The following is a 24,977-nucleotide window of genomic DNA, read 5'->3' as shown; positions in this document are numbered from 1 at the left end:
ATTGCTTTCCCGTTAATTTTTATAAAAGATGGACTATCAGAACACTTTAACTTACTTATATAACAGCGTACCCATGTTTCAGCAAGTGGGCGGCTCGGCATACAAAGAAGGTTTGGAAAACACGCGCATATTAGACGAACATTTCGGACACCCCCACCGTTCGTTCCGCACAATCCACGTGGCAGGAACCAACGGCAAAGGCTCCTGTTCCCATACATTGGCTGCCATATTGCAGGAGGCGGGATACCGCGTGGGCCTTTACACCTCTCCCCACCTGGTGGATTTCCGTGAACGTATCCGTATAAACGGCTCTCCCATACCCGAAGAGTACGTAGTGCACTTCGTAGAAAAAGAACGTGACTTTTTCGAGCCTCTGCACCCTTCTTTCTTTGAATTGACCACAGCGATGGCATTCCGCTATTTTGCCGATGAGAAAGTGGATGTAGCCGTTATAGAGGTCGGACTGGGCGGCCGGTTGGACTGTACGAACATCATTCATCCGGATTTGTGCATCATAACCAACATAAGTTTCGACCATACCCAGTTCTTGGGCGACACATTGGCAAAGATAGCGGGAGAAAAGGCAGGTATCATCAAACCCGGCATTCCCGTAGTCATTGGCGAAACCACCCCCGAGACCAAACCGGTTTTCCTGCAAAAGGCCGCGGCAGAGAAAGCCCCTGTCGTATTTGCAGAAGAAAGGATGAACAACGATTATCCCGGACTGAAAACAGAGTTGCAGGGACTTTATCAACTAAAAAACACACGCACCATCCTCACAGCCTTGCCATTGCTGAAAGAGGCCGGATACCGCATTGACGAATGGAGCGTGCGCAACGGCTTCGCCCGTGTCTGCGAACTGACGGGGCTAATGGGACGCTGGCAAAAGCTGCAAGAGGCTCCCACCCTGATATGTGATACCGGTCATAATGTGGGCGGCATTACCTACATCGTAGAACAACTGAAACAGCAAACCTACCGCCAGCTCCATATCATCATAGGAATGGTCAATGACAAAGACATCAGCGGTGTGCTTGCCCTGCTTCCCAAAGATGCTGTATACTACTTCACCAAAGCCAGCGTAAAACGCGCCCTTCCGGAAGAGGAGCTGTGCAGGCTCGCTGCCAAAGCAGGCTTGCAGGGAAACTGTTATCCGGATGTTCCCGCCGCCGTAACCGCCGCACAAGAAAAAAGCCACCCCGAAGATTTTATCTTCGTAGGTGGCAGCAGCTTTATCGTGGCAGATTTATTAGCGAACCGCGATGCACTCAATTTCCACTAAGGCGTCTTTCGGAAGCGCCTTTACGGCAACAGCCGAACGCGCGGGAAAGTCTCCCTCAAAGTAAGTGGCATATACCTTATTCATGTCGGCAAACAAAGACATATCCGCCAGGAAAACGGTAGTCTTCACGATATTCGCCATGCTCAATCCTGCCTCTTCCAGAATGTGCTTTACATTCTCCAACGACTGGCGGGCTTGGGCTTCCGCGCCTTCCGCCATTACTCCGGTAGTAGCATTGATAGGCAACTGACCCGATACGAACACCATTCCGTTTGCTTCAATAGCCTGACTGTAAGGGCCGATTGCCCCCGGAGCTTTTTGACTACAAATCACTTTTTTCATAATTTTACTCTTTTATCTGTTCATTATCAAATATATGGTATCTTTTCCTACTATATTCAAAAAAAAAATCAGGAGACTCGTGCAGTATTTCCCAGAATCGTGCATTTATATATACGAATACACGAAAGAAAATTTCATTCATAACCTGTTAATACCTAGACTTAACTTATATTTTAGCATGGGGAAGTTTCCCAAACAAAGGCTCTGCTTGTGAAAGCGGAGCCTTTATTTTGTTAAGTATACCGTTTATTTACAATGCTTTTCAATCAGTCCGTCCACGTTCGGGTCGCCCAATTCCTTTGCCTTGACAAAACTTTGGCACGCTTCCTGCTTCTTTTTCATCTGCAACTGTGCAATTCCCATAAGCCGATAGGCTTCGGCATATTTAGAATCAATAGCCAAAGCATCCTGCAACACTTTCAAGGCTTCTTCATTACGCCCTACACGGATATTGACCACGGCAAGCTCTGCACGGTAGGTCAGGTCTTTCGGACTCAGCTCAATAGCCTTCTCCATATCATTCAGTGCACGCTGGAACTGTTTGGCCTTCAAGGCAGCCTGCTCACGATAATAATAGAACACATCATTCACCTTGCCGTTTACCGCTTTATAATAAGCATCGTAATCAAGCATGGCGGCACGCGCCTGATTCGCGTTCATGCGGGCTTGGGCACGTTCCAACAAGTAAGGGGCGGCTTCTTCCGTGTATGGTTCGGTGAAACGTACCACGCAACTATCCATAAGTGCCAGCACTTCTTCTGCCGGCGCTTTCATCAGTTCCTTTGTCTTGGCTGCACTGAAAAACGTTGCTGCCGACGCTATATCGGACCGATTAACCTTTTCGTAGCATGCCAAAGCTGCCGCATAATCCTGCTTTGCAAACAAAATATCCCCTTCGGTCTGTACATACACCGGAAGCTCCTGAACGGCAATCGCTTTTCTTATTTCATCCACAGCCTTATCGTAAGACCAGTCCTTATAGGGCTTTTCCGGATTACCCAGCATATAATTGTATATTAGTTTGGCACGGTTGTAATATACGTCGTCTTTCTTTTGAGCCACACTCAGGGCTTTATCCATATCCGCCACGACCTTATCCATCGAGGCATCATCCTTGGAGCGGTATATCCGGTTGGTGGCACGGCGCACATAGCCGTCCGCACTGTTCGGATATTCAGCGATGAAATCGTCCAACAGTTCTTCATACTTCTCCGGAGTAACCTGTGAGGAAGCCATGAAGAGAAACACCAGCGCCTGTTCTTCCGTATCGGGCAGTGCTTTCTTAATCCCGATATTCTTTAAAGTCATATCGCTGAAAGAAAATGCAGAAACATTCTGTTCCATGGCAAAATCGGCATCTACCGCATAACATATTGTAGCGGTATCGGCGCCGGATGACTTCTGTGCAAGCGCAAAGACCTGTCCTTCTTCGGTCATCACGGGACAGCTCACCATCTTGTCCTTCAGGCGCAGATTGAGCGTATAGTAGTGATACTTTCCGGAGAATTCATCCGCAGCTTTCACTTGTCCGGCAGTATAGGAACGGTCTTTCTGTGTGGAATAAGGCAGGATATACACATTGGCGCCCACAGCCGGAGCCGCGGTTGCCGGATGCAATGCCGGGACTTTTTTGGTGGATATACCTACACGGAATTTAATGACATCGTACATGTCATTCGCACCCATAATAGAAACTACCGGCATCTGTACGCCTTCCGAATTCACGACCACCGCCCGTTGCGCTCCTTCGAACAAAGAACAATCGGACAAGGCCACACCGTCTTCCGTCACGAAGAAACCGTTTCCGGTATTCAAAATCTTATCATTCTCGCCATAAGTAATCACCGAGAATACGGCACGTTTGGCTTTATCCACCCATTTGGGAGCTTGTGCCATGCTCCACTGTACCTCCAAAAGGCATAGAGCGGAAAGCAGGAAAATCTTCTTTTTCATATTCAGTTCGTTCTTTGTTTCACAGCTTCATAAATCAGGATACCCGCCGCAACGGATACGTTAAGAGACTCAATCGTACCCAGCATCGGAATCTTTACCCATTCGTCGCAAAGTGCAAGGTTATCGTAAGAAACCCCCTTGTCCTCGGCACCCATGATGATACACATAGGACCTGTGTAATCGGCTTTTGTGTAATCGTAATCACCCTTTTCCGTAGCAGCCACTATATGGAAACCGCTGCTTTTAAGAAACTGCAGGGTATCTTTCAGGTTCTGTTCGCGGCATACGGGCAAGGTATGCAACGCACCTGCCGAAGTCTTTACCGCATCGGCATTCACCGTTACACTGTTCTTGGCGGGAATAATAACGGCATCCACCGCCGCACACTCGCAAGTACGGGCTATCGCTCCGAAATTACGCACATCCGTTATGCCGTCCAGCATCACAAACAACGGATTCTTGCCTTCCTCAAAAAGGAACGGCACAAGGTCTTCCGTTTTCTGATAGGTTACGGCGGAGACAAATGCTATCACCCCCTGATGGTTCTTACGAGTAATGCGGTTGATACGCTCTACCGGCACACGTTGTACGGGAATCAAAGTTCCCTTTAGAGCGGCAAACAATTCTTTGGACAAGTCGCTCTGGATATCTTTCTTCACCAATATCTTGTCAATGTCCTTACCTGCCTGAACAGCTTCTATCACGGCACGAACGCCGAAAATCATTTCACTTTTATCTATCATTGTATCTTATTGTTTTTTTTGTTCTACTTTAGCCGGCTAAAGTACTACACTACGATTGTAAACCTCTACTTTACAACCGTAAAGTACTACATTAGTCAGACGATGCCCAACAGTGCCTTGGCATTGTTCAGCGCGGCATCGGTCAGGGTGGCTCCACTCAGCATATGAGCAATCTCCCCTACCCGTTCCTCATCCGTCAAACGGCGGATGTGGCTGTTGGTTTCCGTTTCATTATCCTGTTTATACACCTTATAATGGGCACGTCCGCGGGCAGCTATCTGCGGCAGATGCGTGATACTGATAACCTGGCGGTCGCTATCGCCCATTTTCTGCATAATATCCGCCATGCGGTCGGCTATCTCACCAGAAACTCCCGTGTCTATTTCATCGAACACGATAGTGGGCAGCTTCACCGCTCCGGCTATCATTGCCTTGACAGACAGCATGACACGAGCTATCTCGCCCCCCGAAGCTACCGAAGAAATATTCTGCAAAGCCCCGTTCTTGTTGGCAGAGAAAAGGAAGTTCACCGTATCCGCCCCATGTGCCCCCGGCTCCTTGCGTGTACCTATTTCCACCTGAAAACGGACATTGGGCATGCCCAGCGGTATCAAGCGGGCTGCCATCTGCTTTTTAACCTCGCGGGCTGCGGCGGTACGCAACCCCGTAAGTACCGCTGCCTGCCGCTTCACCTTATTATATAAGGCTTCGCTACGGGCTTTCAACGTTTCAATCTGTTCATCCGATGAAGTGATGTTGGACAGTTTGGCCGCATAATCATCCGCCAGAGCCAGAAGCTCGTCCACCGTAGAGACGCGATGCTTCTGCTGGAGAGTATAAATCAGGTTCAAACGTCCGTTCACCTCTTCCAGCCGGGCAGGGTTAAATTCTATCTCCTCTTCTTTTCCCGAAATCTCCTGAGAAATATCTTTCAGTTCGATGTAGCTGCTTTCCAGCCGTTCGGCAAGTTCACCGGCGGCAGGATATACTTTCTGCAAGCCCGCCATTGTATTCAGGCACTCTTTCAATACGGATAGCAGACCGCCCTCATCGGAGTTCATCGCCTGACCGGCACGGAACAGTCCGGCTTTTATCTCTTCGGCATGGCTCAGCGTATCGGCTTCCTGCTCCAGTTCTTCCTGTTCTCCGGTAGCCAGATGCGCATCCTCCAACTGCTCCAACTGGAAACGGATGTAATCTTCGTCCGCCTTGTTCTTTTCGGACAATGCGACAAGCTGTTCCAAATCCTGCTGCACCTGCTTCCATTCCCGGTGGAGAGAGCGGTATTTACTTAGCTCGTCTTCGTCATGCGCCAGCAAATCCAGCACGCTCAACTGGAAACCTTCCTTGTTCAGGAGCAGGTTCTGATGTTGCGAGTGCACGTCAATCAGCTGTTCGCCAAGCTCCTTCATCTGTACCAGCGAGGCAGGCGTATCGTTGATAAACGCACGGCTCTTGCCCGAAGCATAGACTTCGCGGCGAAGGATACACTCATCTTCGTATTCCAGTTCGTTTTCCTCAAAGAAAGGCTGCATACCATAACCGGCAATCTCAAAACGGGCTTCAATCACACATTTTGCAGCGCCCCGCCTGATGGATTTCACATCGGCACGCTGCCCCAGCAACAGACCGATAGCTCCCAATATGATGGACTTTCCCGCACCGGTCTCACCGGTAATCACCGAGAAGCCGCTACCGAAGTCTATATCAAGCTTCTTGATAAGCGCATAATTCTGTATGTATAGAGAACGCAACATTTTATTAAACAGATAATTGAAAGTTGACAATCAAAAAATATCATTCACGCTTCATCACTTCCGCCAAATGGTCGACGATGTCCGCAGCCACTTCCGCTTTGGACTTCAACGGGTAGTCCTTTTTACCGTTCCGGTCGATAATGCTGATTTTATTGGTATCGTAACGGAAGCCCGCACCTTTGTCATTCAACGAATTAAGCACGATAAAATCCAGGTTCTTACGGTTCAGTTTATCTTCCGCATTATGCTGTTCGTCATTGGTTTCGAGGGCAAAGCCCACCAGCACCTTGCCGGGATGCTGCTTCTTCATCTCTCCCAAATGGGCGGCGATGTCCCGTGTAGGCTTCAGGTGCAATGACATATCACCTGTCTTTTCGCGCTTTATCTTCCTGTCGGCAACCTGCTCCGGCGTATAGTCGGCAACGGCGGCAGCCATGATAACGGCATCCGCATCGTCAAACAAAGAGGTGGCCGCCTCAAACATCTCTCCGGCAGACTCCACACCGAAATACCGGTATACAGGGTAGTGTGTCCGGAGCTGGACGGGTCCCGAAACCAGAATAACCCTTGCTCCTCTTGCCGCACACTCATCGGCAAGCGCAAAGCCCATCTTTCCCGACGAATAATTGCCGATAAAACGCACCGGATCAATCTTTTCGTATGTCGGTCCGGTAGTAATCATTATTGTTTTCCCCGCCAGATCACCGTCCTTAGCGGCAAAGAACTCTTCCAGCCTGCGGATAATGACATCCGGTTCTTCCATTCTGCCCTTGCCTACCAGATGGCTTGCAAGCTCGCCCGTACCCGGTTCTATGATATGGTTACCATACGAACGCAGTGTCTCCAGATTCTTTTGGGTGGACGGATGGGCATACATATCCAGGTCCATTGCCGGGGCAACAAACACAGGAGCTTTTGCCGACAGGTAAGTGGTTATCAGCATATTATCGGCAATGCCATTCGCCATCTTGCCGATAGTGGAAGCCGTGGCAGGAGCTATCAGCATGGCATCCGCCCACAGACCCAAATCCACATGGCTGTTCCAGGTTCCGTCACGCTGCGCGAAGAACTCGCTGATAACGGGCTTGCTGGTAAGGGCAGACAAAGTAATGGGAGTTATAAATTCTTTGCCCGCAGGCGTTATGACAACCTGCACTTCCGCACCCCGTTTTATAAGTCCGCGAATGATATAACAGGCTTTATAAGCGGCAATACTGCCTGTAATGCCGAGTACTATTTTCTTTCCTTTCAGTGGGTTTGCCATGAAATCAAACTACTAATTACAAATTTACTTCTGGGTAATCTCGCGCAGGCGGATTTTAGTCAGCATAGCCTTGGTGTTCAGTGTAAAATCACTGTTCAGTATCCAGCTGTAATAGCCCGGATCGCGTTTCAGCACATCTGCCACCGGCATGCCTTTGTATTTACCGAAATTAAACACTTCCACACCTTTATCATCGTAAACCATGCGTCCTGCAAAGTCAACATTCTTGTTGAAGCTGGAATAATCCGAGAGGAAAGCCACATCGTTCTGCAATTCGGGATAACGGTCCAGTTGCGACATCAGCACCTCGTAAGTGGCACGCGTATCGGCTTCCGCCGTATGGGCGTCTTCCAGGTTCTTGCCGCAATAGAACTTATAAGCGGCAGACAGTGTGCGCTGCTCCATTTTGTGGAAGATAACCTGTACATCCACAAACTTGCGGCGACTCATATCTATATCCACGTCTGCACGCAGAAATTCTTCTGCCAGTACCGGAATATCAAAGCGGTTGGAATTGAACCCGGCAAGGTCGCACCCTTCAATATCATTGGCTATATTGCGTGCCACTTCCTTGAACGTGGGGCATTCTGCCACATCTTCGTCGTAAATGCCGTGAACGGCGGAAGCCTCTTCCGGTATGTGCATTTCGGGATTGATGCGCATGGTTTTGGTTTCCTCGTTTCCGTTGGGATATACTTTGAGATAACAGATTTCTACTATTCGGTCCGAGTTAATGTTTGTACCGGTGGTCTCCAAGTCAAAAAAGACAATCGGATTTTTAAGATTCAGTTTCATGAAGTTTCGTATTTATTTATCTTTTAGGCACGGACTGCACGGAACGGTGCGGTTTCTCTATAAACCCGAACCGTGAAATCCGCGTAACCCGTGCCTAAATAAAAAAATGACAGATTACTATTTCATTAATCATTCAGCATCATCGGCATCAACAGCATCAGCAGGTCTTCGTTTTCTTCCTGCTCTGCCGGAACAATAACACCGGCACGCGAAGGATCCGCCAGCTCGATAACCACTTCATCCGCCGATATATTATTCAGGATATCAATCAGGAAAGTAGACTTGAAACCGATGCTCATCGGATTACCTGCATACTGGCATGTCTGCGTTTCCTCTGCCGAAGTGGAGAAATCGATGTCCTGTGCCGAAATCACAATTTGGTTCTCCTGCATACGCAGTTTGATAAGGCTGCTTGCCTGTGAGGAGAAGATAGACACGCGACGCAACGCACCAATCAGTTGCAGGCGGTCTACCGTCACTTTATACGGATTGTTCTGCGGAATTACGGAGTTATAGTTCGGGTAGCGTCCCTCAATCAGGCGGCATACCATGCGATAGCTTTCCAATGTAACCACGGCATTGCGTTCGTCAAATTCAATGGTCACCGTGCCCTGCTCCTTCGGTAACAGGTTCTTCATCAGGTTGGCAGGTTTCTTGGGCAGGATGAAAGCCGCACGCTCATTGCCTTTGGCGGCCAGCGTCTTGCAACGCACTAACTTATGTCCGTCGGAAGCCACCATTGTAATGTCTTCGGTAGTAATATCGAAATAGATACCGTTCATCACCGGACGAAGCTCGTCATCAGCGGTTGCAAACACGGCGCGGTTGATACCTCCCAGTAACACCTGTGCATCCATTTCCACACGAACGGCATTCTCGCCCAGCATGGCCGATTGCGGAAATTCGTCCGCATTCTGCCCCATCAGGCTGTATTTACCGTTCTGATACTGAACCGTAATCTCCAGAGAACTCGTATTGATGTCAAACGTCAGCGGCTGTTCGGGAATTTCCTTTAAAGCGTCCAACAAAGTCTTGGCAGTCACTGCAAAACGTCCGTCGGCATCACTGTCATTCACTTCTACTGTGGTAACCATCGTTGTTTCACTGTCGGAAACAGTTACCGACAAGGTTCCGTCTTGTAGTTCAAAAAGGAAACAATCCAAAATAGGCAGCGCATTCTTTGAATTAATCACGCGGCTGATAGCCTGCAAATGGCTGGAGAGCGCAGTACTCGAAACGATAAATTTCATATATTCTATGTATTTAAGTTTTAATTTCAGTTCAGTTGTTAACTAACGGACAAAGTTAAAAAAAGAATTCCCTACGGCAAAGAAAAAACAGCCGTTTATTCGTCGCATATCCCTAAAAAATTGTAACTTCGCCGCATCATTTAAAAAGAGTACAATGGAATTTACAGGAAAAATCATCGCTATACTCCAGCCCAGAGGCGGAGTTTCCAAAGCATCAGGTAACGAGTGGAAAGCGCAGGAATACGTAATCGAAGACCACGGGCAATATCCCCGCAAAATGTGTTTCGACGTATTCGGAGCAGATAAAATAGAACAATTCAATATCCAGATGGGTGAAGAGCTGACGGTATCTTTCGACATCGATGCACGTCAGTGGCAAGACCGCTGGTTCAACAGTATCCGCGCATGGAAAGTGGAACGTGTCAGCGCAGCAACGGCAGCGCCTGCACCGGGAGCACCGGTTCCGCCGCCCGCTCCGTCCGCAGCGCCGGAATTCTTATCCGGAGACGCAAAGGACGACTTGCCTTTCTAATTTGAGAATTAAAAATTGAAAAACAGGAATCAGTAAGTTTTATCCGGTAAGAAAAGGAAGGTGTCAAAATACACTTGACGATTTCTTTTAGGCACGGATTATGCGGAAAACACGGATTTCACAGAAAAAGAATAAAGAAAATCTGTGAAATCCGTGTTTTTCACGTAATCCGTGCCTAATAAAAAATAAATAGTAAGCGGATTTAGTTTTGACAAGCCCTCTTTTCTATTTCTCTTATTTTTCAATTCCCTACTTCTTCAAACTCCCCTATTTTCTCTCCTTTATACAGCAAGACGAGATTCGGATACACCACTCCTTCCGTGCAAGTAAACTGTATGGCTATAGTGAAGTGGCGGAAGAAATCGGAATGACGGAAGAAAAAATTCGGAACCAACCACACATAAGTTTCCGGCTGGCGCATCATCTCTTCCATATCCACCATCATGGCAAAGTTATAATAAGGAGAAAGACTACCTACACCTTCCTCGTACACCGAAGTACCATCCAGCACATCCCCGTTCTCCAAAGCGTCCACATAAGCGGAGAGACTCTGTGCATCGGGCGCCAGCAACAAAGCTCCTTTATAGAAGCAGGCGTAGGTGTGAAGCGCGGATTCCGTAATGCCTGTCAGTTGTGTCAATACGGTATTCCGAGGCAACATATACTGCCGGTACTTCCGTGCACGCGGGTATCGCCTGTAGTTCGGATAGGTCCGCTCCACGGCCGGAGCGCCTTTTTCTTCGGGAGTGGCATACAGCAATTTTTGCAGAGCACGTTCTGCCTGCGCTTCATCTTTTACAGCAACGCTCATTACAGCGCAGGGATGCCGGTCGGTAGTATCCTTGGAATGAAACAGGCAAGACATGACATTCTCTCCCGCATACGTTTTCATAAATTCCATCCACTCGCCATCCCGCTTCTTGATATAATCGGAATAGGCAGCCTTAGCATATTCCTGTTGCGAAGTAAAGCCGAATATGGCTTCCAAATCCGAGATTGCCCACTGGTTGTAGAAGAAGACAGATGCCGGAAGCCGTTCTCCCGAAAAATCCTTTATCGGTTCCTGTCTGCGAAGCGCATTGATAAACGTCCGGGCTGTATCCGCTCCGTGACTGATACCGGAACAATAAACGGCTTCTTCATTGAACTTCATGTCAAACTCTGCCCAACTTCCCAGATGCGTCTGCGGACGAATGCCGTCTGTATTCTTGCCCATGCCCACTTCTTTCATGCGTACATACACTGTTGCCGCCACATTGTTACGCTTACCGGCATACATGGTACGGAAAGATGCCATGTCCATCAATGATTGTCCGGAACGGCAGGCATCGATAACCTGCTCTATCAGACGCTTCTGAAAGCTGACAGCCAGAAAGTCAGGGGTGAAATAAGCCGCAAGGAAACGCCCGTCCGCCGTGGGATAGATGCGTATTTCCTCACCGTTGTAATCAAAATACTTGGAAGGAAAAGTACTGGAACAGTATTTACGCACGAAAGACTCCACCAGCTCGTAATCCCCCGCCCCCAGGCTGCAATACAACACCTGATTCAAAGGAGTATCCGGTTCGTGGAAACTGATAAGCATTTTATTCATCTGCCTGCTCAGTCCATGCGGCGTATCACCTACCAATGTATTGAAATACTTCTTCAGGCATACAAAAAGTTCCGATACATACAGGAAATGCTCATCCTTGCTGCAATGCAAGCCGTCGATATCTTCCATCAAATCCGCCATACGGTCTGTCTCAAGTACAGCCGTGGCATCTTGCGGCACTAACGTAAAGAGATTAAAATCCTGCCGGTTTTCCACTGCATTCATTCGCAGAAACGAGTATACGCCAAAACCTGTACACAGCAATACTATGGACACAATAACGGCTATTCGTATAAGGATTCGAATCTTCATGGCATACATTCGTCAACTGTTGGCAAAAATAAACATTTATACTAATAAAACAAAACAAATGTTTCAAAAAGTTTAGAAATCTATTTCCATACCGTCATACGCAAAGTGCACATGGGGCGGCAGTTGGCGGTCGATTTCGGCATGCAGCCCTGCATGATGACTCATGTGGATGAAATAAGTTTCCCTTGCTCCGATACGTTCCGCTGCCGCCAGCGCTTCCGGTATGCTTTGGTGCGTAGAGTGCGGCTGCGGCCGCAAGGCGTTTATTACCAGAACATCCAGTCCCTGTAATTGTTCATACGAAGCATCCGGCATCGTAAGCATGTCCGTTACATACCCCAGCCGCCTGCCGATACGGTATCCCAGGATAGGCAGCCGCCCGTGCATCACGGTAACCGGCAGTATTTCCGTTTCCCGCACGTAGAAAGGCCTGCCCGCTTCCACTTCCTGCAAATAAATGCGCGGCACACCCGGATATTTCTTATCCACAAAGCAATAAGGCATCCGTGCCCGCAGATGAGCAGCTGTGTAGGCATCCGAATAGACAGGTATTTCCGAGAAACGGCAGAAAGGGCGCAAATCGTCCAATCCGCCCACATGGTCGTAATGCTCGTGGGTTATCAGCACGCCGTCTATCCGCTCGTACACGGAAGCACGCAGCATCTGTGTCCTGAAATCAGGACCGCAGTCTATCAATATCACCGCATCGTCCGTATGCAGCAGGGCAGATGCACGCAAACGGCTGTCCCGCGGGTCGGCAGATGTGCAGACCGGGCATGTGCAGCCAATTTCCGGCACTCCGGTAGATGTTCCGCTTCCTAATATAGTCAGTTTCATAAAACAGTGATTGATGATTATCGGTTAATCATTCTATAAAGTTCACTTCCGGACAAATTTCCACTCCGAATTTCTCCTTTACCGAGGCTCTGACAGCATCTGACAGGGCAACCACATCTTTTCCGGTTGCACCACCCAGATTCACAAGCACCAGAGCCTGCTTGTCGTGCACGGCGGCAGGACCTAAGGCCTTGCCTTTCCAGCCGCATTGGTCTATCATCCATCCGGCGGGTATCTTCACCCGTCCGGCATCCACCTCGTAATGAGGCATGGTGGGATACAAGTCCAGCAACGCTTCAAATTGCGCACGAGGCACGATGGGATTCATAAAGAAACTCCCGGCATTACCCAGCACTTTCGGGTCGGGCAATTTGCTTTCGCGAATATCTATAATCACACGGCGCAAAGTGGCTAAGGTCACTGACGGATACCCGGCAAGCTCCTGACGGATTGTACCATAATCCAATGTATAATGCTCCTTCTTGCTCAGTACGAAATTCACGTAAGTCACAAAGACCGATTTCATTTCAGGCTTTTTGAAAAGGCTTTTCCGATAGGCATATTCACATTCGTCTTTCCGGTAGGTACGCTTCTCGCCGCGGATGTTTATAGTCTCCACAGACTCGATGAGGTCTTTCACCTCTACACCGTAAGCACCAATATTCTGTACGGCAGCCGCTCCTACCTCACCGGGTATCAGTGACAGGTTCTCCGCGCCATACCAGCCCTGCTCCACACAGTAAGCTACAAAATCATCCCATACTACACCCGCACCCACACGTACATGCACCTGCCCGTCATCTTCCGCGGTCACTTCTATGCCCCCGATGCGCGAGTGCAGCACCATGCCTTCATAATCTTTCACAAATAACAGATTACTACCGCATCCTATATGTAAAAAAGGAGAAGTGATGCGCCCTTCGGCTATCCATTTCTCCAATTCCTCTACCGAGTGATATTCTGCATATACGGCAGCTTTTACATCAAATCCGAATGTATTGGGTATTCTCATAAGTCTCAAATGCTCGTATCTTCGTATTTATACATCTTCCACTCACCGCCCCGCCTGCGGAAATAGAAAACGTTGGAATATCCGTTGCCGATACCGTTTACTTTCAGGATTTTCGTATTCGAATTATCCTCGTTCTTCTGTCCGTAGTTGATGTTGGACAACTTGTCTGCGGGCAGCGACGGACGGAAAGCATACCACTGGTTCACGTCGAGAGTGGTTTCCAGTATGGCAAACTCATCGTCGGGGTCGATGGTGACAAACTGCAACGGATTGGCAATATGCTCGCTCTGATACAAGCTGTCCGTCACAAAACGGGTATAGAAATCCACAAAATTCTCGCCTTCACCTTCTTCGATATGACGCAAATTTATGGCTTCGAGCATCCACATGCCTCGCTTACGTTCAAAATAATATTTCTTTACCATACGTGTTTTCAGATAAATCCACTCCACCTGTACGGATTTCAATGCAGTGTCGCCCACCATGTCCATGTCGCTCTCACGGTCGAAAAGCAATGTATAATAATTCTGTTTGGTAAACAGGTAGTCGTGCTTCCAGAAGCGTTCCTCTATCTTCGAAGGAGTGTCCCGGTTGTAATAAGGCAAAGGAAACTCCGTCCTTGCCCGTTGCAAAGCCTCGTCCGAAGCATAGTTGAAGATAAAATCGTCAAACAGTTCGTCCGCTTCCAACGGCTCAGGCTCCTCCTTCACTTCTGTCTGTTGCAGCGTATCGGCTTCATGCCCGGCCGAATCCACCATTTCGGTAATGGTAGCAAAGGGATCCATTTTCGTCTTTCTGTTCCCACACGAGAACAGAAAGACGAGTATAAAAAATCCCGTTAGTAATCGTTTCATCCTTTACCGACCTCTACGGTCATTTATTTAATTTTGCTCTTAGTTTTTCAAGCATGTCCACAGTCATAGACTCCAGGTCAAACTGCGGCATCCAGTCCCATTCTTCACGGGCGCAGGAGTCATCCAGCGAATCGGGCCAACTGTCGGCAATGGACTGCTTCAAAGGATCTATCTGATAGGTCATTTCGAAGTCGGGCACATGTTTCCTGATAGCCGCATAAATCATTTCCGGGTCGAAACTCATGGAAGCGATGTTGAACGCATTCCGGTGCTTCAGCCGTTCCGGATCGGCTTCCATCAGCGAGATAGCCGCATTAATGGCATCGGGCATATACATCATATCCATAAATGTACCCGCCTTTACGGGACATACGAACTTCTCACCTTTTACGGCAGAATAAAAGATGTCTACCGCATAGTCCGTCGTACCGCCGCCCGGAGGTGTCACATTGGAAATGATTCCGGGGAAACGTACCGCACGGGTATCCACCCCGTATTTCGTATGGTAATAATCACTTAACAATTCCGTAGTCACTTTTGTTACGCCGTACATGGTACGCGGACGCTGAATGGTATCCTGCGGTGTCTTTACGTGAGGAGTATTCTCTCCGAACGAACCGATGGAACTCGGCGTAAACACGGCGCAACCGTATTCGCGCGCCACTTCCAGCACATTCCACAGCCCGTCGATGCCAATCTTCCACGCCATGGCGGGACGGCTCTCGGCAACTACCGACAACAGGGCTGCCAGGTTATAAATTGTATCAACCTTGAATTGCCTCACCACCACTTCAATAGACTGGCGGTCTGTCACATCGGCTATGGCCGAAGGACCCGAGGATTTCAATTCACCCTGCGGCATGGCGCTCGGAATATATCCGGCTACAACATGGTCATTACCATAGCGCTTGCGCAACTCCAATGTTAGCTCCGAGCCAATCTGTCCTGTGGCTCCAATTACCAAAATATTTTTCATACAACTTATTTATAAGGTATTCTTTCGTTACTGAGTCGCAAATATACACACTTTTTTTTCATTTTTCTATCAAAAAGATATTGTTTATTCCAAGAAAAATGATGTCCTTTGTAGAGCTTCAAATAACGAAGTATTACCTATTAAAATAAAAAGCTATGTACGGTAAAATGAAAGACCATCTCAGCAAAACGCTTGCTGAAATAAAAGAAGCCGGACTCTATAAAGAGGAACGCCTGATTGAGAGTGCACAACAAGCTGCTATCACCGTGAAAGGCAAGGAAGTACTGAACTTCTGCGCCAACAACTATCTGGGATTATCCAATCATCCCCGCCTGATAGCCGCTGCTCAGAACATGATGGAACGTCGCGGCTACGGCATGTCGTCCGTCCGTTTCATCTGTGGCACACAGGACATCCACAAGGAATTGGAAGCTGCCATTTCCGATTACTTCAAGACAGAAGACACCATTCTTTACGCCGCCTGCTTCGATGCCAACGGCGGTGTGTTCGAACCTCTCTTCACCGAAGAGGACGCCATTATCTCCGATTCCTTGAACCATGCTTCCATCATTGACGGCGTGCGCCTCTGCAAAGCCAAACGTTACCGTTATGCCAATGCCGACATGGCAGAACTTGAAAAATGCCTGCAAGAGGCCCAGGCACAACGTTTCCGCATCATCGTAACGGACGGTGTGTTCTCCATGGACGGCAATGTAGCTCCCATGGACAAGATATGTGACCTTGCCGAAAAGTATGATGCACTGGTAATGGTGGACGAATCCCACTCTGCCGGAGTAGTGGGCGCTACGGGACATGGCGTGAGCGAACTGTACAACACCTACGGACGTGTGGACATCTACACCGGTACATTGGGCAAAGCCTTCGGCGGCGCTTTGGGCGGTTTCACCACGGGTCGCAAAGAGATTATCGACCTGTTGCGCCAACGCAGCCGTCCTTATCTCTTCTCCAACTCCCTGGCTCCGGGCATCATCGGTGCAAGCCTTGAAGTATTCAAGATGCTGAAAGAAAGCGACGCCCTGCACGACAAGTTGGTAGAAAACGTAAATTACTTCCGCGACAAGATGACTGCTGCCGGTTTCGACATCAAGCCTACCCAGAGTGCCATTTGCGCAGTAATGCTGTACGACGCCAAACTATCGCAGGTTTATGCAGCCCGCATGCAGGAAGAAGGTATTTATGTAACCGGTTTCTACTACCCCGTTGTACCGAAAGGGCAGGCACGTATCCGTGTACAAATCTCTGCCGGACACAATAAGGAACATCTGGATAAATGTATTGAAGCGTTTATTAAGGTAGGAAAGGAATTGGGAGTGCTGAAATAACTTGATGTTTTTTTAGGCACGGATTACGCGGAATTACACGGAAGAAAGGATAAAGTAAATCCGTGAAATCCGCGTAATCCGTGCCTGAAAATAATAAATGTTTCCGTGTTGCAACACATTCCTATTCTTGCAACATTACCCTATTTTTCATGCAGGCACGGTCATTAGCTCGCGCCCTATTTCACGTATTGTTTCTATTATTTCATCAAAACGTTGTTTAGACGGCTTCTTTGTTCCACTCACATATTGCGCAAACAGACTTTGTGACAAGCCTAACCGACGAGCTACTGCAGAGGCATTCAGTTCAGGATGAGCTATGAATAAGTCATATAAAAGATTTGATTTCTTTTCCCGAAAAAAGCCCTCAAAGCTTAAATCCTCATCCAATTCTCTCCAATGAATACCATATTCACTCACTTCAAAGTTCGCACGCTGTTCAGAAGTAGCAAATTTTAATCTTTAATAATTTGCAAATTCTTCACAAGCTTCCCTACCGTCAATTATACGTATCCATACAGCTGTATCGGTCAACCATACTTTTTCTATTACGTCTTTCATAACTGCTCATCTGGCTTTGTTAAAGAATTTATTCCAATGCTCTGCTATCACTTCTTGATTTTCTTTTTCTTCTCATTACAAATATAGATAATTATTTTATTACCTACCAGAAGAAACACGAAACAATACAATTTCCGGTTTCTAAAACGATAGCTGACAGATAAAAAACGGGTGATAAAGCCCACGCCTTACCACCCGTTACCTTACCGGTTATATTTCTTACTTATTTTCTTTCGCCCAGCTTCGCATCAATAAAGAAGATTCCGGCTGCACCGGCTTTCTTCACCATATCTACGATACCGGCAGCAGTAGCTTCTTCCTCTACCTGCTCGCGAACGAATCCCCACAAGAAGTCTTGGGAAGCCTTATCTTTTTCAGCGGCAGCCACGTCTACAAGAGCGTCGATCATCTTTGATACGCGGCATTCGTGTTCGTAAACCTGTTCGAATACTTCCAACGGAGTACCGAAGTCGTTGGGAACAACGTCAACCTTATCCAGTTTGGCTTTGCCACCACGCTTGATAATATACGATGCCAGCTCACAAGCATGTGCATGTTCTTCAAACGACTGCTTCTTCAACCAGGAAGCCATACCACAATACCCCTCTTTCTCCATATAGAAAGACATTGCCAAATAAAGGTTGGATGACCACATCTCAGCCGTAATCTGCTCGTTAATTGCATTCTGTAATTTTTCTGTTATCATAATTGTATTTATTAAGTAAATTGAAATGATTACAAATATAACAAGAACACATGAATATTGTTTATCCCAATAACATTATTTAGTAAAAAAAGCATAACATAACCTTTCACATATAACAATCGCATTACAATGAAACCGGATTAGGGGGCAGCGGATCTTGCAGAATGGATACAGCATCAAAACAAGGACACACTTTTATCCATTCTTCGGGTTCTATCTCGCCGTTACGATTGAAGTCGGGACTAAGGTCGCGATACCCGCAGAGACGGCTGCCGGGATAATCACGCAGTAACAGCATAACAAGCATACGCAAAGAGTGTTTCTGAAAATCGGTACGAGTATCGGCAGGGTATCCCCGTTCATCCAGCCCACTCTCGCAGCAAATACCTATGCTGTGAGCGTTATAGCCGCGAGCACGCTCCTCGGAATGTTCCAAAGGACGGAGCATCTTTATATCACCGTTCTTGCAGATATAATAGTGATAACCTGCACCGAAGAAGCCCTGGCTCAGGTGGTCTGTTATCAAATCATGTTCGGTATAGCTACGGTCACAGCGGGTAGCGGAACAGTGGATAATGATGAGGTTGGTAAATCTCACGTAACTTAAGTATAAGGTATAAAATATGAAACATAATTAAGCAGACATTGTTTGTACGCCTAAAGCACAGAGAACGGCAGATGCCACTACGATTACGATTTTAAGGAGCTTGTTCCACCAGTTTGATTTTGTTATCATAAGATTTAAATTAAGGGTTTCATTTTTATAAGTTATATTAAAAAACGGACACAAAGGTATACAAAAAAGCGATGTATAATACGTGTCGAATACTCTTCGGGAACAGGCCGCTATCTGCAAGTAAACAAATTTCAGAAAAATGCAGTATATTTATTGCGTGCGGTAATAGCGCACGCAAAGACTGTAAATATTATAAAGCCAACAGATTATGAAAGATTTAACAACCTTTACGCTTTCAGTCATACAGGAACTGGAAGACGAGGGGCGGTTCGGAACCGCCCATGTATACCGCAGCATGCTACGGGCTTTCCAACGGTACTGGGAAAGCGAACATCCAAAAAACGAAATACGCATGCGGAAAGTGTTTGATATCGCCACGATACACAAATTCGAAAGGCACCTGCTGGAGAGGATGCTCAAGCTGAACACCATGTCCACCTACCTGCGCATGTTGCGGGCTGTATACAACCGCGCGCTGCTGGCAGGCCTCACCGGCTACGTGCCCGGACTGTTCAAACATGTATATACCGGAACCCGTGCCGACGTGAAACGCGCACTCCCACCTGCCGAAATGGGACAAGCACTCGACATCTCCGCTTCCTTGCACCGGGAACTCAAAGAAGCGCAGATATGGTTCGCACTGCTCTTCCTCTTGCGGGGAATGCCGTTTGCAGACCTCGCAAGGCTGCGTAAATGCGATTTCAAGGACGGGGTAATTACCTACCGAAGACAGAAAACGGGAAGGCAGATACGTGTACACGTAACCGAAGAAGCCGCTGAGCTTATCCGCCGATGCGCCGACCGCCGCACGGACTCGCCCTACCTGCTCAACATACTGGGGGACGAAAACTGCCGTTTCCCCCTGGGAAGGCGTGAAGAATACCGACATTACCAACAGGTCCTGCGGAGATTCAACCGGAAACTCAAACTGCTGGCGGCAGCCCTCAGACTGGGCAGAAAGCTGTCGTCCTACACCGCAAGGCACACATGGGCAACAACGGCGTTCCACACCAGAGTCGCCGTGGGAGTAATAAGCAACGCACTGGGGCATTCATCGGTAAAGGTTACGGAAACCTATCTGAAACCCTTCGAAAACGAAATGCTGGACAGGACCAATAAAAAAATTATCGCTTACGTGAAGAAATGCAGTATCCGACAAGGATGACAAGGGAGCATTCCATGTATATAACTATGATACAGATTATTACAAAGGGATTACTTTGTAGGTAACGGAGGATATTCCTACCGCAAAAGTAACTATAAAACTTGAAAAACAAAATAAAAAAGATAAAATCTTATCATATACGGCATAAAAGACCGGCAGCAGACAAAACAGAACAAACCGACTTCAACCAATAAAGCAAAGCCCCCCTTGCCGCCTTCCGGTAGGAAAGCGGGAAAACGTCTGTTATATAACTTTATCGGTTATACAACCCGGATGCATATGCGGCAGACGCTTCTGCAGGGTGCCTAAAGGCAATCTTCCGTTACCTACAAAGTAACGGCCGGATACCAACAATCAAACAAACAAGAAAACTACATGATAACGCCCAAAACACAGACTGCCATTGCAGTACTCAAATGCATCTATGCAAGAGACTACGGTACTTGCATAAAACCATACACACTTACAGAAGGGCAGATGCGGGTATTGCTGACACAGCTCACCAATGCCGGACTTATCATCCTGAAAGAAAAGGAACATCCGCTGGAAATACAGTCCTATATTCCTGCTAAAAAAGCCATGGAAATATCCCTGCTGGATATTCTCGAAGCCACGGGAGGACATCTGAACTGCAACAGCCCCATTACCGAGCGGTTCTATGCACAATACGGAAGAGCCGCACAAAAACTCGGAATAGTAAACCAGATAACCAGGATATACCTGAAGGAGATTACACTGACAGATTTATAACAGGAACAAAGAAATTGAGAAGCAGAAAATACATACCGATGCTGATGCTCCTTGCCCTGCTGTCGTGTGCAGGCAAGGCAGGGGCGCAAACCGTTGCCGTGAAAAGCGACCTGCTTACGGGGGGCATGCTCGCCTCGCCCAACCTCGGTGTGGAACTAAAGCTGTCGGAACGTTTCACGCTGGAGGCCGGGGTTTATTACAACCCCTTTCCGGCAGGAGGAGACAAACGCTGGAAACACTGGTTCGTGCAGCCGGAGCTGCGCTACTGGATGTGCCAGCCCTACGGAGGACATTTCTTCGGGGCAGGCCTGATGTACGGCGTGTACAACGTAGCCAAGGCAAGGCTGCCTTTCGGGCTGTTCAAAGGGGTACGTTCCGAAAGATACGAGGGAGACTTTACGGGAGTGGGAATATCATACGGCTATCACTTCATCCTCTCCCCCCGCTGGGGACTGGAGACAAGCATCGGCGTAGGATTCCTGCACACCCGATACGAACGCTACCGCTGCGCGCACTGCGGAGAAAAGACAGGAAGCGGAAACAGGAATTTCATCGCTCCCACCAAAGCCTCCATATCCTTAGTGTATATGATGCAATAATAACAAGATAAATTACAACAGCAAATTGAAAGTATGAAAAACTTAATCCGTATTCCTATGATAATGGCACTATCGGCGCTCTGCTGCCGGGCAGGTCATGCACAGGAATTCTACCGGGGGGAAATGTTCGTCACCGGACAGCAGTTCTCGCTTGCGGACGGGCGTCTAAACATTGACCTCTCAGTCGATTTCGAAGGACTGAGAATGCTCTCGGACGAATCGCTGACCCTGACGCCCGTACTCATCAGCGGGGAAAACGAGCAAGCCCTGCCGGCGGTACTCATCAACGGCAAGGAAAAGCAGAAAGTGTACCAGCGGCAAAAGGAATTTGCCGGAAACGGGCATCCGGCCCCCATACCCGCAGTAGTGATAAGGAACGACGCCAGGATGGCGCGCTCCTTCCGATACCGGGTGGCAGTGCCCTATAAGGAATGGATGAAGGACGCCCGGCTCCTGATGAGAACGCAGGAATGCGCCTGCCACGGCAAACAGGGCAAGGCCTACGAAGACAGGATTGCCGGCAGGCTGAACCTGCCCGAAAACCGCACTTCAGCCTGGGACATGGATACGGACAGGAAATACCTGGCCTGGGTGAACTTCATCGAGCCTGCACCCGGCAAAGACACACTGCATGCAGTGACGGGGTCCATCCCCTACTTTGGCAAAGGGAAGCAGGAAAAAGGAGAGAAAACGCTGGGAGAATTGTCCGAAAGCAAACAGAACTTAGAAATATACCACCGGCTGCGCAATGCTTTGCAGAACATCCGACGGGAAGAGGGAACGGAACTCCTGAAAGTGAAGGTTACAGGATACGGGGCACCTGCCGGAAACCTGAAAAAGAACGAAATGAATGCACTGGCACGCTCACTGAACCTTAAAGCATACCTGCGGGAAAACCGACTTGCAACTGGCATTCCGCTGGAAGTAACCTGGATTCCGGAAGACTGGGACTCCATTGCCGCACTGACAAGACAAAGCGGCATGATGTTCAGGGAGGCCGCCCTAGACCTGATAGGGAGTGTAGACATGGATAAAGGGCGGGAACGAATGCTGATGAAACTTGCCGACGGAAAGCCCTACAGATACCTGGCGGAAAAGATATTTCCCGAAGTTATGCGGGTCGACTACAGGATAGAGTACACCCGCCAGCAGCCGGATGCGGCGGAGAGCCTGAGGATGTCCCGTACTGGAGAACGTCAGACACTGCGCCTGAACGAGCTCTTTGCGGTAGCGGGCAGTTACCCGAAAGGATCTACGGAATACAACGATGTACTCGACCTCACAGCCCGCCTGTTTCCCGACAGCCCCGAAGCCAATATCAATGCAGCGGCCGTGGCACTCACCAAAGGGGAAACGGCCAAAGCGCGGCGCTATCTGGAGAGATTCGCAACCATGCCAATCGCATACAACAACATGGGCATACTCTGCCTACAGGAAGGAAAACGGGACAAGGCGGAAGTATATCTTACCATGGCAGCGGCAGCCGGCATAGAGCAGGCAGACAGGGTGCTGAAAGAGTTGAAAAACAAATAGGAAAGCAAAATGACCGGGAACACCAAAAGTATATTAACCTATAAAACAGGCATACATGAAAACAAACAGCTATTTATGGAGCATGCTGGCAGCAGCAACCTTTACACTAGCCGGATGCGGCAGTGAAGAAAACGGAATAACGGAACCCATGCCGCAGGGAAAGACGGCACAACTCGAACTGCGCCTGACAGGAAGCGGAGTGAACACCAAGGCAACCGGAAGCGCATTGCCTACACAAAACGAAGAGAATACGGTGAAGCGTTTCACCGTCGCCATCTTCAACAGCGACGAATCGGTGAATGCCATACGGACCGTAACCAATAACACCACTCCGGCAACAACCATCAACTGTACTCCGGCAACGAGCTGTACGGGCATCGTGGTAGCCAACGCCCCTACAGACGGTTATTTTTCAGGCGTCCTGAACAAGACCGACTTCCTGAAGAGGACAATTGCACTGGGCGATGCCCAGACCAAGGATTGTCTGCCCATGAGCGGAGACGTAAAAAACGGTGATGGCAACGCCACCTTCACACTGGACGCAGGCATCAACACCGGTATGACAGCCCGGCTGAGCAGGCTCGTTGCAAGAGTGTCCGTAAGCGGCATCAGAACCGAATTTGACCCCAACGGACAGTACTCGGCGGCATCCTACGAACTGAAAAACATCTTTGTGCGGAATGCCGTGAAAGAAGCTGTACCGGGCACGGGAGGATACAGCACCACCAAAATGAGCACACCGGATTATCTGACCGGAAACTACACCGGCTCCAGCGGAACTGTAGCTTATCTGGCAAACTCGGTCACTCCCCCGGTAAGCGTAGGTATCGAGCATAAAACCGACTACTGGTTCTATATACTCCCCAACGAAGAGGCCACCCGTACGGCATTGGTACTGGAAGGAACGTTCAAGAAAAGTGCAAGTGATGCAGGAACCACCATCTATTATCCGATAATCGTCAACAAGAGCCAGACCGGAACAAATATCACCGGAGCTTCGGGCACGGGTACTTCAAACATTGCCCGCAACACGACCTATGCCATCAAGGCAACTATCAAGAATATAGGAACCGATGACCCCACCGGAGAGATAAACCCTACTTCACTCGAACTGACAGTGAGTGTAGCCGACTGGGCACTGAACATCACGCAGGACGTGACATTCGAATAATTACCCGAAACCATAAACAATAATGAAACCTATCCGCACAGCCATACTTACGGCATCGTATGCCTGCCTTGCCTTTCTGCACGTATCATGCGTGCGGGAAGACACCGGAGACTGCATGCAGTACGAAATACACGTGCGGGTAGTGGATGCGGCAGGTAATGATCTCACCCAAAGCGGTGTACTGGAGAAATCGGAAGTGTATCTTTTCGGAGAAAACGGTTTTGTACGCATGGTTCCTGCAGGAGTGTCATCAGACTATCTTTTCGGAAACCACAAAGAAGCACGGCTTACCCTCGTAGCGTGGGGAAACATCAAGGAAGATACCCTGATTACCGCCAAAATCAAACCGGGGACCCTGCTAGAGGAAGCACGCCTGAAACTGAAACAACATGCCGAAGGAAGCCATTTACCTGTTACTGACCTCTTTTACTGCCGCAAGGAGCTGAACAACACCGCTACAAGGAGCATACAAGAGGAAAAAATCACGCTGGTTATGGAAAAAATGACCGCAGGGTTGAGCATACGGACACGCTATCTTGCAGAACGCTATCCGTATCAGGGAGAAACCTATACCTTCATTGTACGGGGAACGGGTTCCGAAGTGGATTTCATGGGAAAAGTAACCGGAGAAAACGCAAGATACAAACCACCAACCTTTACAGATGAGCAAGGAGATGCCTATGCTCCGCCCTTTCGCATATTTCCAACCCAAGAAGAAGAATGTATCGAAGTGGAAATATACAGAGGGCAGGAAAAACTATGCACCATTACGCAGGATAACGAGCTACACCTCTTACGAGCGGAAGCCGGAAAGCAAACTGACATTGAAATAGATTTCAGAAAGACCGAAATAAGAGTATTCGTAAAAGTACTGCCATGGGGAGAAGTGGAACAGGAAACGGAAATGTAAATT

General features: G+C 48.4%; 24 protein-coding genes and 1 pseudogene. 9 read left to right on the top strand and 16 right to left on the bottom strand.

Translation table 11 applies throughout. The features are described from left to right. The first annotated feature begins 28 nt into the window (after positions 1-28). Complete coding sequence (locus NQ565_RS09765; RefSeq protein ID WP_005653451.1) at positions 29-1,282, top strand: bifunctional folylpolyglutamate synthase/dihydrofolate synthase; 1,254 nt, start codon at positions 29-31, stop codon at positions 1,280-1,282. Here the strand turns inward: NQ565_RS09765 and NQ565_RS09760 are convergent. From NQ565_RS09760 to dnaN, 7 genes are all read right to left on the bottom strand, one after another. Further along, the gene (locus NQ565_RS09760) at positions 1,250-1,624 is read right to left on the bottom strand and encodes a RidA family protein (RefSeq protein WP_005653452.1); all 375 of its coding nucleotides are present in this window, start codon (positions 1,622-1,624) and stop codon (positions 1,250-1,252) included. The two genes, NQ565_RS09765 and NQ565_RS09760, sit on opposite strands and share 33 nt — an antisense overlap. A gap of 246 nt (positions 1,625-1,870) precedes the next feature. Beyond that, positions 1,871-3,577 (bottom strand): tetratricopeptide repeat protein, encoded by a 1,707-nt coding sequence (locus NQ565_RS09755; protein ID WP_005653454.1) that lies wholly within the window; start codon positions 3,575-3,577, stop codon positions 1,871-1,873. 2 nt (positions 3,578-3,579) lie between these two features. Next, complete coding sequence (rlmB, locus tag NQ565_RS09750; protein ID WP_005653455.1) at positions 3,580-4,320, bottom strand: 23S rRNA (guanosine(2251)-2'-O)-methyltransferase RlmB; 741 nt, start codon at positions 4,318-4,320, stop codon at positions 3,580-3,582. Between the two features lie 95 nt (positions 4,321-4,415). After that, complete coding sequence (recN, locus tag NQ565_RS09745; RefSeq protein ID WP_005653456.1) at positions 4,416-6,077, bottom strand: DNA repair protein RecN; 1,662 nt, start codon at positions 6,075-6,077, stop codon at positions 4,416-4,418. Between the two features lie 40 nt (positions 6,078-6,117). After that, positions 6,118-7,341 (bottom strand): bifunctional phosphopantothenoylcysteine decarboxylase/phosphopantothenate--cysteine ligase CoaBC, encoded by a 1,224-nt coding sequence (gene coaBC, locus NQ565_RS09740; protein ID WP_005653457.1) that lies wholly within the window; start codon positions 7,339-7,341, stop codon positions 6,118-6,120. A gap of 24 nt (positions 7,342-7,365) precedes the next feature. Next, positions 7,366-8,136 carry a 3'-5' exonuclease gene (locus tag NQ565_RS09735; RefSeq protein WP_005653458.1) on the bottom strand — a complete coding sequence of 257 codons (771 nt, stop codon included), beginning with the start codon at positions 8,134-8,136 and terminating at the stop codon, positions 7,366-7,368. Positions 8,137-8,261: 125 nt separating this feature from the next. After that, positions 8,262-9,386 carry a DNA polymerase III subunit beta gene (dnaN, locus tag NQ565_RS09730; protein WP_005653459.1) on the bottom strand — a complete coding sequence of 375 codons (1,125 nt, stop codon included), beginning with the start codon at positions 9,384-9,386 and terminating at the stop codon, positions 8,262-8,264. 154 nt (positions 9,387-9,540) lie between these two features. On the opposite strand from dnaN, the gene NQ565_RS09725 reads away from it, so the two are divergent. Then, a complete protein-coding gene (locus NQ565_RS09725; protein WP_005653460.1) occupies positions 9,541-9,918 on the top strand; it encodes a DUF3127 domain-containing protein in 378 nt (125 codons plus the stop codon). Between the two features lie 241 nt (positions 9,919-10,159). Here NQ565_RS09725 and NQ565_RS09720 read toward each other — a convergent pair whose 3' ends face one another. From NQ565_RS09720 to NQ565_RS09700, 5 genes are all read right to left on the bottom strand, one after another. After that, positions 10,160-11,824, bottom strand: a complete 1,665-nt coding sequence (locus tag NQ565_RS09720) for a hypothetical protein (RefSeq protein WP_040315601.1) — start codon at positions 11,822-11,824, stop codon at positions 10,160-10,162. Positions 11,825-11,896: 72 nt separating this feature from the next. Next, positions 11,897-12,661, bottom strand: coding sequence for an MBL fold metallo-hydrolase (locus NQ565_RS09715; protein ID WP_005653464.1), 765 nt, complete (start codon positions 12,659-12,661; stop codon positions 11,897-11,899). A 28-nt stretch (positions 12,662-12,689) separates the two neighbouring features. After that, positions 12,690-13,673 carry a UDP-N-acetylmuramate dehydrogenase gene (gene murB, locus NQ565_RS09710; protein ID WP_005653465.1) on the bottom strand — a complete coding sequence of 328 codons (984 nt, stop codon included), beginning with the start codon at positions 13,671-13,673 and terminating at the stop codon, positions 12,690-12,692. A gap of 5 nt (positions 13,674-13,678) precedes the next feature. Beyond that, positions 13,679-14,527 (bottom strand): DUF4348 domain-containing protein, encoded by an 849-nt coding sequence (locus NQ565_RS09705; protein WP_005653467.1) that lies wholly within the window; start codon positions 14,525-14,527, stop codon positions 13,679-13,681. 19 nt (positions 14,528-14,546) lie between these two features. Then, positions 14,547-15,503 carry an NAD-dependent epimerase/dehydratase family protein gene (locus NQ565_RS09700; protein WP_005653469.1) on the bottom strand — a complete coding sequence of 319 codons (957 nt, stop codon included), beginning with the start codon at positions 15,501-15,503 and terminating at the stop codon, positions 14,547-14,549. A 155-nt stretch (positions 15,504-15,658) separates the two neighbouring features. Between NQ565_RS09700 and kbl the strand changes: the two genes are divergently transcribed. Further along, positions 15,659-16,846: a glycine C-acetyltransferase gene (kbl, locus tag NQ565_RS09695; RefSeq protein WP_005653471.1), complete on the top strand. Its 1,188-nt coding sequence runs from the start codon at positions 15,659-15,661 to the stop codon at positions 16,844-16,846. 147 nt (positions 16,847-16,993) lie between these two features. Here the strand turns inward: kbl and NQ565_RS09690 are convergent. From NQ565_RS09690 to NQ565_RS09675, 4 genes and pseudogenes are all read right to left on the bottom strand, one after another. Next, positions 16,994-17,293, bottom strand: a pseudogene (locus NQ565_RS09690) (DUF2442 domain-containing protein); the annotation flags it as partial. A 334-nt stretch (positions 17,294-17,627) separates the two neighbouring features. Beyond that, positions 17,628-18,110, bottom strand: coding sequence for a ferritin (locus tag NQ565_RS09685; protein ID WP_005653478.1), 483 nt, complete (start codon positions 18,108-18,110; stop codon positions 17,628-17,630). A 124-nt stretch (positions 18,111-18,234) separates the two neighbouring features. Further along, positions 18,235-18,708, bottom strand: coding sequence for an N-acetylmuramoyl-L-alanine amidase (locus NQ565_RS09680; RefSeq protein ID WP_005653479.1), 474 nt, complete (start codon positions 18,706-18,708; stop codon positions 18,235-18,237). A 36-nt stretch (positions 18,709-18,744) separates the two neighbouring features. Further along, positions 18,745-18,846 carry a smalltalk protein gene (locus NQ565_RS09675; RefSeq protein ID WP_155817345.1) on the bottom strand — a complete coding sequence of 34 codons (102 nt, stop codon included), beginning with the start codon at positions 18,844-18,846 and terminating at the stop codon, positions 18,745-18,747. Positions 18,847-19,054: 208 nt separating this feature from the next. On the opposite strand from NQ565_RS09675, the gene NQ565_RS09670 reads away from it, so the two are divergent. From NQ565_RS09670 to NQ565_RS09645, 6 genes are all read left to right on the top strand, one after another. Beyond that, entirely contained in the window at positions 19,055-20,011 is a 957-nt protein-coding gene (locus tag NQ565_RS09670) for a tyrosine-type recombinase/integrase (RefSeq protein ID WP_005654336.1), read from the top strand. Between the two features lie 375 nt (positions 20,012-20,386). Then, positions 20,387-20,761: a hypothetical protein gene (locus NQ565_RS09665; RefSeq protein WP_005654337.1), complete on the top strand. Its 375-nt coding sequence runs from the start codon at positions 20,387-20,389 to the stop codon at positions 20,759-20,761. A 44-nt stretch (positions 20,762-20,805) separates the two neighbouring features. Then, positions 20,806-21,360 (top strand): DUF3575 domain-containing protein, encoded by a 555-nt coding sequence (locus NQ565_RS09660; protein WP_117902714.1) that lies wholly within the window; start codon positions 20,806-20,808, stop codon positions 21,358-21,360. A gap of 33 nt (positions 21,361-21,393) precedes the next feature. Continuing rightward, positions 21,394-22,893, top strand: a complete 1,500-nt coding sequence (locus NQ565_RS09655; RefSeq protein ID WP_259829698.1) for a DUF3868 domain-containing protein — start codon at positions 21,394-21,396, stop codon at positions 22,891-22,893. Positions 22,894-22,948: 55 nt separating this feature from the next. Next, complete coding sequence (locus NQ565_RS09650; protein WP_259829689.1) at positions 22,949-24,064, top strand: fimbrial protein; 1,116 nt, start codon at positions 22,949-22,951, stop codon at positions 24,062-24,064. 22 nt (positions 24,065-24,086) lie between these two features. Further along, a complete protein-coding gene (locus tag NQ565_RS09645; RefSeq protein WP_005652615.1) occupies positions 24,087-24,974 on the top strand; it encodes a FimB/Mfa2 family fimbrial subunit in 888 nt (295 codons plus the stop codon). Positions 24,975-24,977 lie beyond the last annotated feature (3 nt).

The organism is Bacteroides stercoris ATCC 43183 (genome assembly GCF_025147325.1).
In the GTDB taxonomy this organism is placed as follows: Bacteria; Bacteroidota; Bacteroidia; order Bacteroidales; family Bacteroidaceae; genus Bacteroides; species Bacteroides stercoris.
This window is presented reverse-complemented; position numbering and strand designations above follow the sequence as displayed.

Excerpts from the sequence above, each read along its gene's own strand:
- NQ565_RS09765 (WP_005653451.1), top strand. The coding sequence starts at position 29 with ATGGACTATCAGAACACTTTAACTTACTTATATAACAGCGTACCCATG.
- NQ565_RS09760 (WP_005653452.1), bottom strand. The coding sequence starts at position 1,624 with ATGAAAAAAGTGATTTGTAGTCAAAAAGCTCCGGGGGCAATCGGCCCT.
- NQ565_RS09755 (WP_005653454.1), bottom strand. The coding sequence starts at position 3,577 with ATGAAAAAGAAGATTTTCCTGCTTTCCGCTCTATGCCTTTTGGAGGTA.
- rlmB (WP_005653455.1), bottom strand. The coding sequence starts at position 4,320 with ATGATAGATAAAAGTGAAATGATTTTCGGCGTTCGTGCCGTGATAGAA.
- recN (WP_005653456.1), bottom strand. The coding sequence starts at position 6,077 with ATGTTGCGTTCTCTATACATACAGAATTATGCGCTTATCAAGAAGCTT.
- coaBC (WP_005653457.1), bottom strand. The coding sequence starts at position 7,341 with ATGGCAAACCCACTGAAAGGAAAGAAAATAGTACTCGGCATTACAGGC.
- NQ565_RS09735 (WP_005653458.1), bottom strand. The coding sequence starts at position 8,136 with ATGAAACTGAATCTTAAAAATCCGATTGTCTTTTTTGACTTGGAGACC.
- dnaN (WP_005653459.1), bottom strand. The coding sequence starts at position 9,386 with ATGAAATTTATCGTTTCGAGTACTGCGCTCTCCAGCCATTTGCAGGCT.
- NQ565_RS09725 (WP_005653460.1), top strand. The coding sequence starts at position 9,541 with ATGGAATTTACAGGAAAAATCATCGCTATACTCCAGCCCAGAGGCGGA.
- NQ565_RS09720 (WP_040315601.1), bottom strand. The coding sequence starts at position 11,824 with ATGAAGATTCGAATCCTTATACGAATAGCCGTTATTGTGTCCATAGTA.
- NQ565_RS09715 (WP_005653464.1), bottom strand. The coding sequence starts at position 12,661 with ATGAAACTGACTATATTAGGAAGCGGAACATCTACCGGAGTGCCGGAA.
- murB (WP_005653465.1), bottom strand. The coding sequence starts at position 13,673 with ATGAGAATACCCAATACATTCGGATTTGATGTAAAAGCTGCCGTATAT.
- NQ565_RS09705 (WP_005653467.1), bottom strand. The coding sequence starts at position 14,527 with ATGAAACGATTACTAACGGGATTTTTTATACTCGTCTTTCTGTTCTCG.
- NQ565_RS09700 (WP_005653469.1), bottom strand. The coding sequence starts at position 15,503 with ATGAAAAATATTTTGGTAATTGGAGCCACAGGACAGATTGGCTCGGAG.
- kbl (WP_005653471.1), top strand. The coding sequence starts at position 15,659 with ATGTACGGTAAAATGAAAGACCATCTCAGCAAAACGCTTGCTGAAATA.
- NQ565_RS09685 (WP_005653478.1), bottom strand. The coding sequence starts at position 18,110 with ATGATAACAGAAAAATTACAGAATGCAATTAACGAGCAGATTACGGCT.
- NQ565_RS09675 (WP_155817345.1), bottom strand. The coding sequence starts at position 18,846 with ATGATAACAAAATCAAACTGGTGGAACAAGCTCCTTAAAATCGTAATC.
- NQ565_RS09670 (WP_005654336.1), top strand. The coding sequence starts at position 19,055 with ATGAAAGATTTAACAACCTTTACGCTTTCAGTCATACAGGAACTGGAA.
- NQ565_RS09665 (WP_005654337.1), top strand. The coding sequence starts at position 20,387 with ATGATAACGCCCAAAACACAGACTGCCATTGCAGTACTCAAATGCATC.
- NQ565_RS09660 (WP_117902714.1), top strand. The coding sequence starts at position 20,806 with ATGCTCCTTGCCCTGCTGTCGTGTGCAGGCAAGGCAGGGGCGCAAACC.
- NQ565_RS09655 (WP_259829698.1), top strand. The coding sequence starts at position 21,394 with ATGAAAAACTTAATCCGTATTCCTATGATAATGGCACTATCGGCGCTC.
- NQ565_RS09650 (WP_259829689.1), top strand. The coding sequence starts at position 22,949 with ATGAAAACAAACAGCTATTTATGGAGCATGCTGGCAGCAGCAACCTTT.
- NQ565_RS09645 (WP_005652615.1), top strand. The coding sequence starts at position 24,087 with ATGAAACCTATCCGCACAGCCATACTTACGGCATCGTATGCCTGCCTT.